At 50.3% G+C, this 17,688-nt stretch carries 14 protein-coding genes; 8 read left to right on the forward strand and 6 right to left on the reverse strand.

The window, feature by feature from the left end; all coding sequences use genetic code 11:
* The 3 genes from AC0QHF_RS26110 to AC0QHF_RS26120 form a co-directional block, all read left to right on the forward strand.
* Nucleotides 1–1,413: calcium-binding protein (locus tag AC0QHF_RS26110; RefSeq protein WP_324707201.1), on the forward strand; the 1,413-nt coding region annotated here is incomplete at its 5' end.
* A 195-nt stretch (nucleotides 1,414–1,608) separates the two neighbouring features.
* Nucleotides 1,609–1,992: a hypothetical protein gene (locus AC0QHF_RS26115; protein ID WP_324707202.1), complete on the forward strand. Its 384-nt coding sequence runs from the start codon at nucleotides 1,609–1,611 to the stop codon at nucleotides 1,990–1,992.
* Between the two features lie 314 nt (nucleotides 1,993–2,306).
* Nucleotides 2,307–3,329 (forward strand): glycosyltransferase family 4 protein, encoded by a 1,023-nt coding sequence (locus tag AC0QHF_RS26120; protein ID WP_324707203.1) that lies wholly within the window; start codon nucleotides 2,307–2,309, stop codon nucleotides 3,327–3,329.
* A gap of 163 nt (nucleotides 3,330–3,492) precedes the next feature.
* Here the strand turns inward: AC0QHF_RS26120 and AC0QHF_RS26125 are convergent, their stop codons facing one another.
* The 3 genes from AC0QHF_RS26125 to AC0QHF_RS26135 are packed head-to-tail and all read right to left on the reverse strand — an operon-like array spanning nucleotide 3,493 to nucleotide 6,869.
* The gene (locus AC0QHF_RS26125) at nucleotides 3,493–3,972 is read right to left on the reverse strand and encodes a hypothetical protein (RefSeq protein ID WP_324707204.1); all 480 of its coding nucleotides are present in this window, start codon (nucleotides 3,970–3,972) and stop codon (nucleotides 3,493–3,495) included.
* A 49-nt stretch (nucleotides 3,973–4,021) separates the two neighbouring features.
* Complete coding sequence (locus AC0QHF_RS26130) at nucleotides 4,022–5,653, reverse strand: YcjF family protein (protein WP_324707205.1); 1,632 nt, start codon at nucleotides 5,651–5,653, stop codon at nucleotides 4,022–4,024.
* 49 nt (nucleotides 5,654–5,702) lie between these two features.
* A complete protein-coding gene (locus AC0QHF_RS26135) occupies nucleotides 5,703–6,869 on the reverse strand; it encodes a pyridoxal phosphate-dependent aminotransferase (RefSeq protein ID WP_324707206.1) in 1,167 nt (388 codons plus the stop codon).
* Nucleotides 6,870–7,347: 478 nt separating this feature from the next.
* On the opposite strand from AC0QHF_RS26135, the gene AC0QHF_RS26140 reads away from it, so the two are divergent.
* Nucleotides 7,348–8,346: a S66 peptidase family protein gene (locus tag AC0QHF_RS26140; RefSeq protein ID WP_324707207.1), complete on the forward strand. Its 999-nt coding sequence runs from the start codon at nucleotides 7,348–7,350 to the stop codon at nucleotides 8,344–8,346.
* A 5-nt stretch (nucleotides 8,347–8,351) separates the two neighbouring features.
* Here the strand turns inward: AC0QHF_RS26140 and AC0QHF_RS26145 are convergent, their stop codons facing one another.
* Together AC0QHF_RS26145 and AC0QHF_RS26150 are read right to left on the reverse strand one after the other, a co-directional pair.
* Nucleotides 8,352–8,465, reverse strand: a complete 114-nt coding sequence (locus tag AC0QHF_RS26145; RefSeq protein WP_324707208.1) for a Txe/YoeB family addiction module toxin — start codon at nucleotides 8,463–8,465, stop codon at nucleotides 8,352–8,354.
* Nucleotides 8,466–8,657: 192 nt separating this feature from the next.
* The gene (locus AC0QHF_RS26150; protein WP_324707209.1) at nucleotides 8,658–10,259 is read right to left on the reverse strand and encodes an S-layer homology domain-containing protein; all 1,602 of its coding nucleotides are present in this window, start codon (nucleotides 10,257–10,259) and stop codon (nucleotides 8,658–8,660) included.
* A gap of 548 nt (nucleotides 10,260–10,807) precedes the next feature.
* Between AC0QHF_RS26150 and AC0QHF_RS26155 the strand changes: the two genes are divergently transcribed.
* Nucleotides 10,808–12,463 carry an alpha/beta hydrolase gene (locus AC0QHF_RS26155; protein ID WP_324707210.1) on the forward strand — a complete coding sequence of 552 codons (1,656 nt, stop codon included), beginning with the start codon at nucleotides 10,808–10,810 and terminating at the stop codon, nucleotides 12,461–12,463.
* Nucleotides 12,464–12,517: 54 nt separating this feature from the next.
* A complete protein-coding gene (locus AC0QHF_RS26160; RefSeq protein ID WP_324707211.1) occupies nucleotides 12,518–15,034 on the forward strand; it encodes an alpha/beta hydrolase in 2,517 nt (838 codons plus the stop codon).
* Nucleotides 15,035–15,041: 7 nt separating this feature from the next.
* Here AC0QHF_RS26160 and AC0QHF_RS26165 read toward each other — a convergent pair whose 3' ends face one another.
* A complete protein-coding gene (locus AC0QHF_RS26165) occupies nucleotides 15,042–15,263 on the reverse strand; it encodes a hypothetical protein (RefSeq protein ID WP_324707212.1) in 222 nt (73 codons plus the stop codon).
* On the opposite strand from AC0QHF_RS26165, the gene lpxA reads away from it, so the two are divergent.
* Entirely contained in the window at nucleotides 15,241–16,092 is an 852-nt protein-coding gene (gene lpxA / locus AC0QHF_RS26170; protein WP_324707213.1) for an acyl-ACP--UDP-N-acetylglucosamine O-acyltransferase, read from the forward strand. The genes AC0QHF_RS26165 and lpxA overlap by 23 nt on opposite strands.
* Before the next feature lie 366 nt (nucleotides 16,093–16,458).
* Nucleotides 16,459–17,604, forward strand: coding sequence for a CobW family GTP-binding protein (locus AC0QHF_RS26175; protein WP_324707214.1), 1,146 nt, complete (start codon nucleotides 16,459–16,461; stop codon nucleotides 17,602–17,604).
* Nucleotides 17,605–17,688 lie beyond the last annotated feature (84 nt).

Consider the following 17,688-nt stretch of genomic DNA (forward strand, 5'->3'; position numbering starts at 1 on the left):
GATGGTTCTGTCATATTGGGTGAAACTTCGACTGACTCGACTGACTCGACGGACGATGCTACCACCGATGACTCCACCGATAATTCGGCAGATAATTCGGCAGATGATACGGACGATGATTCTATCGATGATTCGACGAATGATTCGACGAATGATTCGACGGATGATTCGACAGATGATTCGGCAGATGATACGGACGATGATTCCACCGATGATTCGGCAGACGATTCGGCAGATGACGCGAACGACTCGACGGACGATTCGGCAGACGATACGGACGACTCGGACGATGACTCGATGACTTCGAGTTTCACCCAACCCTCAATTCCCGTTTTTGATTCCCTCCCTGACGACTCGGCGGATGACTCGACTTCTGGGGACGGCGACACCTCTTCCGACGATTTGGAAACCGAAACCGAATTGGAATTGCCGATGGTGTTGGATATCTACGAGGTCGTCGATTCTATCAGTACGATCGCATTTCCGTTGATTTTTTCCAACAACATCACCGTTTCCGACTCCGAACCGGGTGAGGGAAACAACACCTTAGCCGGAACCCCGGAAGCTGACGAACTGTTCGCGTTGGCGGGTAATGATAATATCAATTTGGGCGCCGGGGACGACTGGTTCAACGGCAACCAAGGTAACGATATCATTGATGCCGGGGCGGGTAACGATACCGTATTCGGTGGCAAGGATGACGACCAAATCCTCGGCGGTGCAGACAATGACGAACTGTTCGGCAACCTCGGAAATGACACGATTTCCGGCGACGAGGGGGACGACTGGCTCAATGGTAACCAAGGAAACGACATTCTCGATGGCGCCGACGGCAATGATGAGGTTTACGGCGGCCAGGGGGACGACCAGGTGAAAGGTGGCGAGGGTGATGATATCATTTTCGCCAACCAGGGGTCTGACCTGATGGAGGGCAACGAGGGCAATGATGTCCTCTATGGCAACCAAGAGGCGGATACCATTTCCGGTAATGCTGGTAATGATACGGCCTACGGCGGTCAGGGAGATGACCTGATGGACGGTGGTGAGGGTGATGACGTACTCTTGGGTGACGGGGGTAATGACACCCTCGACGGCGGGGAAGGTAACGACCAACTCACTGGTGGCAATGGGGATGATATCCTCATCGGGGCAGAGGGTTCAGACCTGCTGACCGGGGGGAATGGGAGCGATCGCTTCGTCCTCGTCCCCGGTTACGGCCCGGATACCATCACCGATTTTATCAGCGGTGAGGATATTATTGTCCTCGACGGCGGCATCAGTTTCGAGCAACTTACCATCACTTCCGTCAACGGTCAAACTCAAATTGCTTTGGGTTCCGAGATTCTGGCGGAATTCGTGGGTATTGATGCTGGGGTGATTTCCTCGGATGACTTCAGTACGTCTGTGTTCTAAAGATGTGCTTAACAAACGGCGACTGGTCGTTTGGGTTGGGGTAAGTTCAATAGTGAGAAACCGGGTTTCTTCAGTAAGATTTTGCTCGAGATGCAAAAATGTCCTAGAAACCCGGTTTCTTTTTCATAACTATCAGTTTCAACGATTTGTTCTAATGTCGAGTGCAAATCTCACTTTCACGATTCCCCGGAGGCGATGGAACGCGATCGCATCAAAGCCGAATTGCTCGAATCGGTGGGAGTTCCCCTCATCTACACGCGATCGCTCTCCCATATAATTGTTGGCCGATTGAATGACTGGCAAAAAAAGGGAGTCAGAACCGCGATCGCGAACGAATTTTCACAATTAAAAATATCGGACAATATCAACATTCCGCGATATTTTTCTCTTTTTAACCGATCTGGGGAAGGAAGATTGGCGGTGGGTGCGATCGGGTGTCCTGTCGAAGCCGGGGGGACAGGGGAGGATAGATTTTCTCATAATTGTCGGGCGATCGTCGGTAAATTGGCGATCGTTTTTTTGCTCAATACCTTTTTTGGAAGTCGTTTTGAGATTTATGAAGTTATGTTGTGTTTTTAATAATTTTTCGCGTCAAGTGATTTGATGTCAAGTCCATCCCCAAAATGTTGACAATTTTCACGATGTCTGATATTATGTTTGATGATATATGCTTTCGTGAAAATGTAAACTTTTGTAAACAAGTTGCTCTTTGTCCTCACTTCAACCCGTCTTGAAAACGCGATCGCATAAAGTTTTCTAGCCATTCCTCTAAGTGGAAAGGAAACAACGTAAGTATTCCAAATCATTGCATTCAATGCAAAAGAATTGATGAAAAATGGAGCAGGGTGAATTAACTGTCTCCTTAACCAGTTTAGAATGGGAGCTTGATGATTATGCATTGGTCTGTTGTTGCACCGTTTATCAACGACGACTTTATCGCCAACGAACAGTGGTTAGATGATTGGGTTCCCGGAAGCAAATATGATTTTACTAAAATTCCGCGTCGGGATGCCTTCGGCAATCTAAATTGCTCATCAAGCACGTCACTGTCAGAATGGAAAGCATTCTGGAATCAAAGCGTAGAAGCCAAGAAAGCGACACTAGGAGGAATTATTACCGCCTTTCCTCAACTGGCAGTAACAACAGGCTTACAGCAACGTCTTTCTAGTCGGCCTATTCCTGTCATTGCTTGGTCTTTTAACGTCGGCCAGTGTTATCCCGGCCTCAAACAGCGAATGTCTCGCTTTGCTCTCCAGAAGATTGATAAATTTATCGTCCATTCACAACAGGAAAGGAAGGTGCTAAGTCAATGGTTGGGGCTTCCTCAAGAACGTTTTGAATTCGTCCCACTGAACCGTCCAAATATTTCTGTAACAGAAGAAGAAGAGACCCAAAAACCCTTTATCCTGGCAATGGGATCTGCCAACCGGGATTATCGCACACTCTTTCAAGCTGTAGAAAAGCTGAAAATACGAACCATCGTCGTGGCGGGTGAACACGCTTTATCCGACTTAAAAATCCCCCCTCAAGTTGAGGTTTACTCGCGTATAAAGATAGACGAATGTCATCGTTTAGCCCAGAAAGCAAGGTTGAACATTGTTCCTTTACATGACACGCCAGTAGCATCAGGACAAATCACAATTATCGATGCAATGCTGATGAAACGCGCTATGATTTCAACTAAGTGTGTCGGTTCAGAAGACTACGTTCAGCATGGCAAAACAGGGTGGTTCGTTCAACCGAATAACGTTGATGATTTGACCCATTCAATTGAAAAACTGTGGTCTGATTCGGCACTGCGTAGTCAATTGGCAAAAGCAGCCGGTCAATATGCGGAGCGACATTTTTCGGATGCGGTTGCCGGAGCACGCTTGAGTCAAATTATCGATAATGTTGTCGAGAAAAATAGTGTGTAGGAGCTGGAATTTTAATCATTTCAAATCCTGACAACCCATCCACTTTTCCGGCAAGGGCAACCCGATAAGGTTGCCCCCACAGAGAAACAGAGGAAAGGAGAAAAGAAGATGTAGCCCCCCCTCGATTGAGGAAAGGGCTGGGTCAAATTAGATGGAAAAGAAGCTACCTTCTGTCAAAGAATCCGCTTCCGCCGATGCGATCGCTTCCATCGCCGCCGTTGATGGTGTCGTTTCCACCTTCGGAATTGCCGGAAGAACGGCTGTTTTCGTCGCCCCGCAGGATGTCATAGCCGTCGCCGCCGTCGATATTGTCATCGCCCAGATTTCCGGCTACCAAATCGTCGCCTCCCCCGGCAAACAGGGTGTCATCTTCATCGGTTCCTTCGATGATGTCGTCGCCGGGAACGCCAAGACGCGGGTCGAGATCCAGGGGTTCATCTAACTCCAAAATAATGATCTTGTTGTTGTCGATATCCGGCCCGCGACCGACGGAGAAGGGATAGTTATTATCGTTGGCGACGAGGATGGTATTTTCATCCAGAACCAACACATCTTCGATGGTGACAAACGGGAAGGTAAATGTCGTTTCTCCGTCCCCATCGACATCGTTCGGATCATTGAACCACAGAGGCACAGAGGACACGGAGAGAGGATTTGTCCTAATCACCCCAGACTCAATAATTTTAATGGCTTTACCAATCCTCTCGCTGGTGTCGGCGATCGCCCCAATCATCTCCCTCGAAATAGGGGGATTCGACTTCGGGTTGATGCAGTTCGATTTCCAACGTTTCTTCCTCCTCTTCCGGCGGTCGGTTGAGGTTGAGGGGTTCCACGACGCGGGCGATCGCATCTTTGATGAATCCTCGCACGAATTCATCCCGGCGGTTGAGTTGAAATTGCCGCTGCACGACTTCTGTCATGCCGCCATCTCCCCAGTCCTGATCCTGTCGGAAATATTCGATAAAACTGCGGCCGGCAATGCGGGTTAAATAGGCGGCTGTAACCCCTTGGATCGCCTTGCCGATGACGAGGGTTCCGATGTGAAAATGTAGGGCGGTTGCGACTAATTGAATCGCTCCTTTTACGATGCCCAAACTCGCCAATGTTTTGCCCAGAGATAATGCCAAGTCTCGCCCGCGATCAATATTTAATTCGCAACCGTATATTTTGCCTATTTCCACTACCATTTGGGCATTGACTGCGGCTGTCGCCAGCAGATCCACGACGGGAAGGGGTGTCACGGCGATCGCACCCGCCCCGATCCATTGATAGCGATCGACCACTTTTTCCGCCTGACGGCGCCGCTGGGTGTCGATCAAATTGCGGGCTTCTTCTCCCAACCTTTGGGACTGTAAAAGGATGTTATCGGCAACCAATTCTTCCCCCTCCGCCCGCAAAATTGTCGCCATTTGATTGATCAGGGGCATGATGTCGGGGTCGGGTTTGAACGTATCGCCATTTTCCAACTGAATTGATTGGGGATTGGCGGCGATCGCGATCACGTCTTTGGAGGAAATAAACTCGCCAACTCGTTCCCGCAGTCGCAGCAAAATGGTATTTTTATCTTCTTCCGTGTAGAGGTCAGTTTTGTTGAAAATTAACAGCGATCGCTTGCCGATTTCCGCCAGGGTTCGCAGGGGAATAAACTCGGACTGCTGCAAGTCGTTATCCACTACGAACAGCAACAAATCCGCCTCGGTCGCCAGCGATCGCGCCATTTCCGCCCGTTCGGAACCGGCCTCCCCCGCCTCCAAAATTCCCGGCGTATCCGTAATTAAAATATCCCGTTCCAAAGCGATCAATTTTAACTGATAGGTTGCCCCGGCGGTTGTCGTCCCCATCGGTGCGTTTACCTCCCCCACCATGCGACCCAGCAACGCATTAATTAAAGATGTTTTACCCGCCGAACCCGTCCCGAATACGACGACTTGAATGTTTCCTTTTGACAGGTTCGCTTCAATTTCTTGCGATCGACTCAGCAACACCTGGCGGGCGACATCATCTTGAATTTGAGAAACCTGCTGCCGCAACCCCTGCAAAGAGGCTTCCGCAGCCTCGGATTTGTCGAGGGGAATGCGAAGCTGGGGGCGGCGTTTTTTGCGGGACGGGCCGCGAGGTTGCAGCAGCCGAAAATAGTAGATAAACGCATAAATCGCCAGTCCCAACAGCCCGATCAATATGACCACCAGCAAGTTTGCCAAAATGGGGTGGGCAGCCCAGGCGACCTGCGTGTAAAGCCAGGAGATGGATGTCACCAGCCAAATGGTCAAAACCAGGATGAGGCAGATGCCGAAAATGATAATCAACAGGCGGGATAGAGGCATGGGACGTTACCGTTTGCGATTGTTTCTATGGTAGCCCGTCATCGAAATTTCAGCCGACCAAACTTTTCAGACCTTTCACCAGACGCCCGATGCCTTCCGCCGCCGTGTCGGGCTGCAACGCCCCGTAAGCCACTCGCAAATAACAGCCGGTTTCCATTCCGAATGTGGTGCCGGGAATGGCGGCGACCCCGAATTCTCTGATCAGTTTTTCTGCAAGTTCCATCCCCCCAAATTTAGTCTCAATTTTGAGGAGAAAGTAAAAGGCACCGTCGGCGGGGGGAACGGTACAAAAATTCCCCAGTTTTTCCAATTCTTCGAGAAAGATTTCCCGAACTTTGGTGATGGTTTTAATGTGTTCTCGGCAATAGTCCGCCCCGACGTTTAACGCCCCCAATGCCACAGATTGGGAGATGACGGGGGGACAAATTAAAATGGTGTCCTGGACTTTTTCGACGGGGACGAGTAAATGCTGGGGAATTACCATGTATCCGATCCGCCAGGATGCGAAACCGTAGGCTTTGGACAAGCTAAATAATGAGATGGTGTGGGGTTCGCTGTCGGGGAGGGAGGCGGGGGAAATGTGTCTGACATTATTATAAGTGAAATATTCATAGGCTTCGTCACTGATGTGATAAAGGCTGCGATCGCGGCAGATTTGGTTGATTTCTTGCAGTGCTGTTTTGGGATAAACTGCCCCGGTGGGATTGTTGGGAGAAATGGTGACGATCGCCCGCGTTTTGTCGGTAATTGCGGCTTTGATGGCATCGATGCGAAGTTGATAGTTTTCGTCCGTTTCGACGACGATAGCCTTGCAGCCGGCTATTGCGATCGCCATTTCGTGGTTGAAATAATAGGGAGATTGGATGATAATTTCGTCGCCGGGGGAGGTGATGGCTAAAATGGCGTTCATGAACCCCATATTGCTGCCGGCGGTGACGACGATGGCGTTGCGATCGCCGATGATAATTTGATTGTCGGTGCGGAGTTTGCGGGCGATCGCTTCTTGCAATGGCGCGATGCCAACTACTGCTTTATATTTATGATTTTCGGCGGTTTGAAAAAATTTTGATATTTCCTCGACGGCGGCGGGTGGGGGACCGTAATAAACCACGCCCTGTCCGAGGGAGATTGTCCCCGGATGGCTGCGGATCAGCTTTCCAATAATCGGAATGATCGGGGATTGGACGGATTCCATTCTGGAAATATGAGGATTCATTTTAGATTAAAATTATGATTGTATTGTTGATCTGGATTGTATCATATCGGGAGATCCCCCCCAACCCCCCTTGAAAAAGGGGGGAGAAGAGGGGCGCTCGTTTGGAAGGAGATACAATCTCGCAAAAAGTCCCCCTTTTTAAGGGGGATTTAGGGGGAGCGGGCGACTCAAAGTCCCCCTTTTTAAGGGGGATTTAGGGGGATAGGGCGACTCAAAGTCCCCCTTTATTAAGAGGTATTGAATGCCTCAAAGTCCCCCTTTTTAAGGGGGATTTAGGGGGATCGAGTAACTCAAAGTCCCCCTTTTTAAGGGGGATTTAGGGGGATCGAGTAACTCAAAGTCCCCCTTTTCAAGGGGGATTTAGGGGGATCGAGTAACTCAAAGTCCCCCTTTTCAAGGGGGATTTAGGGGGATCGATAACGATTTTGGAAAATACCGTAGTAGCATAAAAAACAGAACCATTTATTCTATAACAGGCATGAAAACTCGCCGTCAATTGTTGCAAGGGTTGGGGTTGATGCTGTTGGGAACGGGACTTCCGGCGATCGCGACATCTTCTCCCGTTGTCAAACCGTCTCGGCTGCGGGTGGGGGATACGGTGGGGGTTGTCGCCCCGGCGGGGTGGATTACAAAGGAAGAGTTAAAATGGATCGCCTTTCAACTGAGTCAACAGGGACTTAAGATTAAAATGGCATCCCACCTTCTCGATCGCTACGGTTATTTAGCGGGAGTGGATCGCGATCGCGCGGCCGATATTAATGCCATGTTTTCTGATTCCGAAGTGCGGGCGATCGTGGCGGCTGCGGGGGGGTGGGGGAGCGCCCGAATTTTGCCTTTATTGGATTATAACACGATCCGCAATAATCCCAAAATTGTTATCGGTTACAGCGATATCACGGCGTTATTATTGGCCCTCTATTCTCAATGCGGTTTCGTGACGTTTCACGGACTTTTGGGAACCTCTCGCTGGAATGAGTTTTCCCTGAGATATTTGCAGAAAGTTCTGTTTGAGGGCGAAAAGGTTTTATTTGAAAATCCGTTTAATATTCGGGTTGAAACCATTACCGGCGGTCGCGCCAGGGGTCAAATTGTCGGCGGTAACTTGTCGGTTTTGGCGGGTTTGGCGGGGTCGAGTTATCTCCCAGATTGGTCGGGAAAAATTCTGTTTGTTGAGGATATTAACGAGGATATTTACCGGGTCGATCGCTTTTTGACTCAGTTGAAATTGGCTGGAATTTTGGAGCGGATATCGGGATTTATTTTCGGACAGTGTGGCCGCTGTACGGTGGATGATGAGAAACCGACGTTCAATTTGTGGGAGGTGTTAGTCGATCAAATTCAACCGTTGGGAATTCCGGCCTGGTACGGATCGGCGATCGGACACATTCGCAATCAATTCACGATCGCGATCGGGGTGGAAGTGGAAATTGACGGCGATCGGGGTACGATTCAGATGTTGGAATCGGCGGTTATTTGAAACGTTCAATTATTATAATGAAAACGGCAACTAACAATGATAATTTCCGTATCTGTGACTTTGTAGACAAAGCGGTGTTCATCCGTAATTCGTCTTGACCAGTAACCTCTTAATTCCATTGAGCATCAGCTTTTCCTCTTCTTGCCTATCTCCGACTCAATACAGTTTAACCTAATAATCGTCAATTGGAACTTGAAAATTTGCGATCGCATTTTATTTTCAATATTCTATCCCAAAAATCCCCGAATTGCATCGGCTCTAAATTCTTGAGTGGATGCGATCGCCTTCCTCAATTAGAAATTCAATACAGGTTAAGGTTGAATGTAACCCGTCCGAATCAAAAATCGTCGCAAATCCGCAAAAAATTCGTCCGCGTCCGCTCCTTGATAAACCGATCGCACCCGTCGCCATCCCGACTCCCCGCGATTCAAAGAATATTGATTCGCCAAATAAGCCGCCAGTCCGCCTCGGATGTTCCGATTGAGTCGTCGCAATTGTTCGACTTCGCTCCAGATGCGATCGAGGTGCGATTCCACAATTTCGGGATAATTTACCGTGACATTCCGCAATTCTCCGTAGCGATATTCCCAAATTTGAATCGGGAGTTGCAGTTGCGATCGCACGTCAAATACCTCGGCAAAACGCGGATCGTACCCCACAAACCTCGGCGATTCATCCTCCCCAATTTCTTGCAAATCGTAACCCCACTCACCCCAATTTTTGGGCAAGACTGCATACTCTTTTCCGAACGGCTTGTAATGATAAATCAGGGAGTAGTAATTCCCATTTTTAAAGTCCAAGATAACCTCCGGTTCCTTGTCGCCGTCCAAGTCCAGACTGCTGATATCTAAAATGCGACTTTTGGCAAAATCGACCGATATCAATTCTCCCGGAAGGGTTTCGGGGATGGGGGCATCTAAAACCACTTCTCCCCGCCGAATGACTTTGAAATTGAGCTGCGGAGTGGGGCTGGGATTGTAGGAAAGTTCGGCTTGCAACCCGTCAAATTCGGCGGTTTTTGTGGTCGCTTCTCTGGGTTCTTCTCGGGATTCTTCTCGGGAGACTTCGGGTTGCGGTTCCGGTTCAGCCGGGGGAGATTGGGGTACTTGTTCTGGGATTTGTGGTTCCCGTTCGGGCAGTTCTGAGGGTCGCAATTGAGATTTTTGCTGTCGATCTTCGGGGCGTTTTGTTTGGGGAGTTTGCAGATCGGAAACCGGAATTCTAGCGATGTATTGGGAGGGAACTAACGCGGTTTCGTCGAAGTCCACGATCGCCTGACAGATGAAGGATGCGACCTCTCCCCGAGTCGCCTGACGGTTGGGATTCAACACTCGAACATCTGGATAATTCACCACCAGCCAATTTTCCGTCGCCGCCGCGATCGCCTCGGTCGCATACTCGGGAATTTCTGCCCCATCCCTAAAGATATTTCCGAGTTGTTCGGGGGGTAATTGCTGCGGTTCGTAGCCCAAACCGGTGGCGATCGCGACGAGGGCTTGCACTCGCGGAATCTTGACTGTGGGGTTAAAAATACTGCCGATATAACCGGATAAAAACCCCTTTTTTGTCGCTTCCTGAATGGCGTCGTAGGCCCAATAATCGGTGGGAATATCGACAAAATTGGGCGATCGCCCGGTAGCCGGAACGGTTGGAAATGCCCGGTTGACGACCGCCGCAAATTCCGCCCGGGTGATGGGGGCTTCAGGGCGGAAAGTATTGTCGCCGTAGCCGCTGAGAATTTGACGGCGGGCCAATTCTCCAATGCAAGATCCCGCCCAATGGTCGCCGGTATCCACGAAACCAGCCTCCCCCGCAGGGAAGGCTTGGACGGGTTTTTGGGATGGATGGGTTACAAGAATTGCGATCGCAGCCACCAAGGCCAGCACGATCTGCCATCGATTTTTTGTCTTCATTTGTCGCGTCTCTCACACCACGGGACGATTCGCGATCGCCACCTTACCCATTTTCCCTCAAAATTTGTGGTTTCCGATCGAAATCTCAGCTTTCCGTCTTTTGCGGTATCCAACCCAGCAGCAAGTAGACGCAACCGAGATAAAATACGGCGGGAATCAAAATTCGCAGCCATTCCAGAGCGACCATTGTTGAGTACCTCCTTTTTCTGTTTGGGTTATCTTTCTACTTCATCCACCTCAAGAACTCCCCTTTCAGTGCAGCTAGGAATTATTTCTGTCCCGAGTCCGTTGACTCTAAGTCGCCATATCTTCGGGTAATTCTATATACTTTTATTATCGCACGGTTTCAGCCATTTGTGTTCTGATTTCATAAGGATTTTTGGCAACGGCGATCGGAACCCGGGAAACGGATGCGGGACTCCGGGCCGGCGACTCGGGCGATACGGGAAGTTCGACCCCCAGTTCCCAGCCGAACCGCTTAAAATGGAGGACATCACATCCCACATTGCAGTATAGATTAATACAATTATCGCGATCGCAAACTCGGAATGAACGGACCGACAATTTTTAACATTTTTCGCCCCTTTAAAACCCTGACTTTGGGCAGTTTATTGGCTTTTTTTGTCGCCCTTCCGGTGCGGGCGACCGATCGCATCTATGCCAAATACGGCCCTTTAGAAACATCGGTTTCTGTCGATTCCTTAAAAGTTTATGCCGACACCGGAAAAGTCAACTGGGAACTTTTTCCCTACTTTTTATTTTTGCAGCCCTACCATCAAAAAACGCTGAATGAGTTCCTACAAATGCGGTTCGGTGTCGGTTCTGTACAAGTCCGACAGTCTCTCAATTCCCCGATGGGAAAAATTTTTCTGCAAAGTTTGGGAGAAATCCTCCGCGTTCGGGACGGAAAAAATGGCTCGAATGCCCTGCGAGAAACCTTATTTGAAGTGACAGAAAATTATGGAGAATTTTCGGTTTTTGAGCTGTTGCAACAATTTCCCGGAGAGTTGCAACTGAACATCGCAGCGCTCCTGGAATTGGCGAATCGCATCGAGGGCGTTATTACCGAAACCGAAACCCTCAATAAAGCTTTGGAAAACATGACGATCGCGATCGCTTCAACCGAACCAACCGTCAATTACGACGACTTGCCCGATCCCAAACAACCGGGAAATTTATATGTTTCCAAACGGATTCTAACTGTATTCGATCGCGATCGCGATCGGGAAATTGAAGTGACGTTTTATTATCCTTCATTTCCCCTCGAAGACACCGTACCCGTCATCGTCATTTCTCCAGGTTTGGGTTCCACCGCTGTGGGATGGCGGCCCTTCGCAGAACATCTGAGCTCCCACGGGTTTGCGGTGGCGATCGTCCGCCATCCGGGGAGCGACTTCGCCCACCTGCAACGCTTTTTTGAAGGAGAGGAATCCGAAAGTTTCAAACTCGGTGAATTTGTCGATCGCCCCCGAGATATCAGCTTCGTTTTAGACGAACTGGAGCAACGCAATTTTTCCGAATTTAATGGGATTTTGGATGTAGAAAATGTCGGAATTTTGGGTCAATCTTTCGGAGCTTATACAGCCCTGACGTTGGCGGGTGCTCCCCTCAATTTCGACCGCCTCGAAACCAATTGTCGCCCCCCCATCGACTTGCTGAATCTGTCCTTATTATTGCAATGTCGGGCTCTAGAAGTTCCCCGCCGTTCCTATCAACTAAAAGACGATCGCATCGCCGCCGCTTTTGTCGTCGATCCGGTGAACGGCGCGATTTTCGGACCCGAGAGTTTAGAAAAAATTGCCATCCCAATTTTTTGGGCGTCCGGAAGTGCCGATCTGCTCACCCCCGTCGTCCTCGAACAGATCGATTCCGTCACCAGCCTCTCCTCGCCGGAGCGGTATTTTGCCCTCGTCCGGGGTGCGAATCACGTCGATTTCAACCCCGCCGCGATCGCCCAATTTCAAGCCCTAGACGAAGAATCCCTCGGCCAAATTGTCAGCAGTGACCCCGATGTGATTGCATCCTATATGTCGGCTTTTGGATTGGCATTTTTTCAAGTTAACCTGGCTCGAAACCCCGACTACCGCCCCTTTTTGCGGGCATCCTACGCCGGGACGATCGCCCGGGAACCTTACGGCCTCAGTTTCATTCCATTGTTAACGACGGAGCAGTTGGAACGGGCGATCGCCGAATTACAGAAATAGACTGTAAAATCAACGATTCGAGTCCAATCAATCACCATTTTAAATCGAGAACCCATGAAAAAATCCCATCGGAACCTTTCAAAGCAAATTTTAAATTTATTTTACGTCGGCTTATTTTTGAGCCTCGGATGTGGACTGCCTTTCGGGAAGCCGAAACCCGCGATCGGCGCCGATCGCATCGCCTTTTTTATACCCCCACTGACGGATATTTACGTCTCCATTGATGCCCTGGAAGTATTTGCAAAAGAAGGAAAAATCACCGGCGACTTCGCCCTCTATTCCCGTTTTTTGAGCGAAAGCGATCGCCAACGTCTCCGCGTCGCCCTACAAATTCACGCCCCCATCCCCGCCGATTTCGTCCGCCGCATGGTGACAATGCCCCTCGGAGAAGCCCTGATGATCCGCCTCGGACAAGTCATTCAAGCGGAAGAAAATAGCAACGGTTACGAAGCCATTAAAACGGCGGTCATTGCCGCATCGGAAGATCCAAAAGGCTTGAGTATTATCGGCATCATGCGAAAATTTCCCGCCGCCAATATTCGCGTCAATACGGATTTATTGATCGAGGTAGCCGAAGAATTTCCCAAGTTTCTCAAATATCGGGAAACGGCGGCGATCGCCATCGGAGAAGAAGCCGAACGGGAAGCCACCACCGAACCCGCGATCGACTTCTCCCAACTTCCAGACTTGCAAAAAATTGGCCCCTATTCCTACACAAAAACTGAGCTTAATTTTGCAATAGATCGCTTCCGCCAAACCGAAACGGGGCTGTCCGGTTCCTATCCCCTGGCGGTCGATTTTTATTTCCCAGAAAACCTCGGCGAACCCGCCCCCCTGATCGTCATCAGCCACGGTTTCGGCTCCTATCGGGGCAACAATAACCTCGCCGAACACCTCGCCAGCTACGGTTTTGTCGTGGCAGTTCCCGAGCATATCGGCAGCAATTTGAGCTACCGAGAAGCCTTTTTAAAAGGAAGTGTCAGCCTGCTTTTGAGTCCCATCGAATATGTCAGCCGCCCCGAAGATATCAGCTACTTACTCGACGAATTGCAACAGTTGATAGAAACCGCTCCGGAATGGAAACAACGCCTCGATTTGACGCGGGTTGGCGTGACCGGAAATTCCTTTGGCGGGACGACTTCCCTCTCCCTGGCGGGGGCACAAATTAACCTCCCGAGACTTCGGCAAGTTTGCGCCCCCGAAAACTTCTCTTTAAACGTTTCTTTGTTATTACAATGTCGGGGGCTTTATTTGCCCCCTTCTGATTATAATTTGCGGGACGATCGCATCGACGCCGCGATCGCCGCCCACCCCCTCACTAGCGCCCTATTCGGGCCAGAAGGTTTGAGCAATATCGAAGTTCCCATTTTGATGGTAGCGGGGGCAAACGATATTGTCACCCCCGTTATTGAAGAACAGGTACACCCCTTTATCTGGATGAATGCACCCAAAAAATATCTCTCCTATTTAGTTCCTGGAACTCACTTCAGCACCAGTATTCAAGAGGGAACCAAGGGGATTTCCGGCATCCCAAAATTTATTTTGGGCGATAATTTTGATTTGGGACGACCCTACTTTTTCGGGTTAAATGTGGCATTTTTCAAAGCATATTTGAGCGAAGATGACAGCTATTTGCCTTATTTAAGCGCCGCCTACGGCTTGAGAATGAGTCAACAAAAATTGAACGTTTATCAGATTGAATCCCTGACTCCCGAAGCATTAGAAACCGCCTATGGTAGTTCTCCCCCAATGGCAATTATCCCCGAAACAACAGTCGTCGCCGAACCGGAACGGGACAAAACGGTTTTGGAAGAAATCAAAAGAACCGGGGTTTTAAAAGTGGGAATCCGACGAGATGCCGTCCCCTTTGGATTTATCAATAACAAACAGCAATGGGTGGGTTACTGCGTGGACTGGGCTGCCAGTTTTGCCGATTGGCTGGAGCGGGAATTGCAGTCTTCTGTCCCCATCGAAGTTATCCAATTTCCTTCCAACGTGGACAACCGCTATCAGTCGGTTCGCAATCAAACCGTCCACCTCGAATGCGGACCGAATACTATCCGAGAAAATCTGTCGGGTGTGGTTTTTTCCAATCCCTTCTTTATTTCCGGAACACATTTTTTAGTGCAACAGGATAAAGCGTCGGAAATCGACCCGGATGGAACCCTCGCCGGGGTGGAAGTTGGCGTGGTGAAAAATACGACATCGGAGCAGTTCCTCAACACCGAATATCCGGAAGCGGATGAAGTTTATTTTCGCGGACAAACTGGAATCCAGGACGCGATCGCAGCTTTGTCTCAAAACCGAGTCGATACCGTAGCCGAAAATGGCATTCTCGCCCTCGGAGAAGTCGCCCGCCAGGGGTTGAATCTGGACAATTATACTTTGGTTCCCCTCGAACCCCTCACCTGCGATTTTTACGGCATCATTCTCCCCGCCGGCGATCGCGAATGGCAAAATACAGTCAACCGCTTTATCGACTCCCAACCGGGCGATCGGATTTGGGGAAAGTGGTTCGATCGCGCCTATTCTTACGTTTTGTTGAATTTGGATTATTGCGTCAATCGTTGATTTTAATTTAGGTCAATATGTGGTGAATGCTTTCGACAACCTGTTCGATAAAATTCACCGCATCATTGACCCTGATTTCATCAATCGGCCAGGGAATATAATCCGCATCAAATTGTTCAGCCGTTTTGTCGAACAAATATGTAATAGAACCGGGTAAATTTCTGAGTGTCCGAATTGAACCGCTCAACTCTTGGGCAATACCCAACGTGACTTCATACAACGATCGCATTTTCTGCTATTTTGTATCTCGGCTCAACTCTACCCCCGTCGATCGCTCACCAATGACCATCCACCCCACCGCCATCATCGAACCCGGTGCCCAATTGGGCGATAATATCAAAGTCGGACCCTACACCTACATCGAATCCGGGGTAACAGTGGGCGACAACTGCGCGATCGCTTCCCACGTCGCCATCCTCGCCGGCACCCGACTCGGCAACAACTGCAAAGTCCACGCCGGGACGGTTTTGGGCGACGTTCCCCAGGATCTCGCCTTCAAAGACGAACCCTCCAGCGTCAAAATCGGCGATAATTGTGTCATTCGCGAAGGGGTGACAGTCCACCGGGGCACCAAAGCCGGAACCGAAACCGTCGTCGGGGACGATTGCCTGTTGATGGCCTATTCCCATCTGGCCCACAACGTCAAAGTCGGCGATCGCGCCATCATCGCCAACGGCGCACTGGTAGCCGGATACGCGGAAATCGGCGATCGCGCCTTCATCAGCGGCAACTGCCTCGTCCACCAATTCACTCGCGTCGGGCGCCTGGCCATGATGTCCGGCGGGTGCGCCATCCAAAAAGACGTCCCCCCCTTCTGCATCACCCGCAGCCTCAGCACCAACACCGTCATGGGACTCAATGCGATCGGACTGCGGCGCGCCGGCTTCACCGAACAGCAGCGGCGGGAACTCCAAAACGCCCTCAAAATCCTCTATCGCTCCCAACTCAACGTTTCCCAAGCCCTGGAAAAACTCGAATCCGACTTCACCTCGGACTTGGTGCGGGAACTGTGCGAGTTCATCCGCACCTCCCAGCGGGGAATCTGCAAATTCATCTAATCTCAAATTTAGACTCCCCCCTTATTAAGGGGGGCCGGGGGGGATCAGCAATGAGACTCCCCCCTTATTAAGGCAGGCTAATGAAACTCCCCCCTTATTAAGGGGGGCCGGGGGGGATCGGCCATGAAACTCCCCCCTTATTAAGGCAGGCTAATGAAACTCCCCCCTTATTAAGGGGGGCCGGGGGGGATCAGCAATGAAACTCCCCCCTTATTAAGGGGGGCCGGGGGGGATCAGCAATGAAACTCCCCCCTTATTAAGGGGGGCTGGGGGGGATCAGCAATGAGCATCCCGAAACATCCGGCAATTGCGATACACTGAAAAGCACAGATTTTTCGAGTGTCCGACAGTTTCAATCCTAAAACCATGCAATCAGCAGTCACTCCCAACACCGAACAGACGATGGACGACTCCAAGCGGGGTTTACCCGTCACCATCATCACCGGCTTCCTGGGAAGCGGTAAAACCACCCTTCTCAACCACATTCTCAGCAACCAGCACGGCATAAAAACCGCCGTCCTGGTGAACGAATTCGGCGAAATCGGCATCGACAACGAATTGATCGTCACCACCGACGAAGATAATACGATGGTGGAATTGAGCAACGGCTGCGTCTGCTGCACCATCAACGAAGACTTGGTGAACGCCGTTTACAAGGTACTCGAACGCCCCGAACGGGTCGATTATTTGGTCGTCGAAACTACCGGACTCGCCGACCCCCTGCCGGTCGCCCTGACCTTCCTCGGCACCGAACTGCGAGATATGACCCGCCTGGATTCCATCGTCACGATGGTGGACTGCGCCAATTTTAGCCTGGATTTGTTCAACTCCCAAGCCGCCGAAAGTCAGATCGCCTACGGGGATATTATCGTCCTCAACAAAACGGATTTGGTGGACGAGGGAGATGTGGATTTACTCGAAGTCCGAATTCGGGATCTGAAAAAAGATGCCCGAATTCTCAGAACCACCCAATCCCAAGTGCCCCTGCCACTGGTTTTGAGCGTGGGTTTATTCGAGTCGGATAAGTATTTCGATCGCTCCGAAGAACATCACGACCACGACCACGACCACGAACATCATCACGACCACGAACATCATCACGACCACGACCACGAACATCACGACCATCACCACGACCACGACCACGACCACGACCATCATCACCACCATTCCAATCACCTCGAAAATGATGGGTTTACGTCAATTTCTTTCCAGAGCGATCGCCCCCTTTCATTGAGGAAGTTTCAGTATTTCTTGGACAACCAATTGTCCGCAAACGTCTTCCGGGCGAAGGGGATTCTCTGGTTCGACGAAAGTCCCAAACGCCACATTTTCCACCTCAGCGGCAAGCGTTTTTCCATCGATGATGATGAGTGGAAAGGCGAGAAGAAAACCCAACTGGTGTTGATCGGACAAGGTTTAGATCATGACACCCTAAGAAACCAACTTGACAATTGTTTGTGTACGCCTTCCGTCAGCCGCGGCAGTCGCGGGAAAGGATTCGGCGGCTGATTTGTACGATCCACCATTATCCCCCTTTATAAGGGGGACTTGGAAAACTCTTCTCCCCCCTTACCGAGGTGGGGAGATCCACCA

It is taken from the genome of Lyngbya sp. CCY1209 (assembly GCF_055795065.1).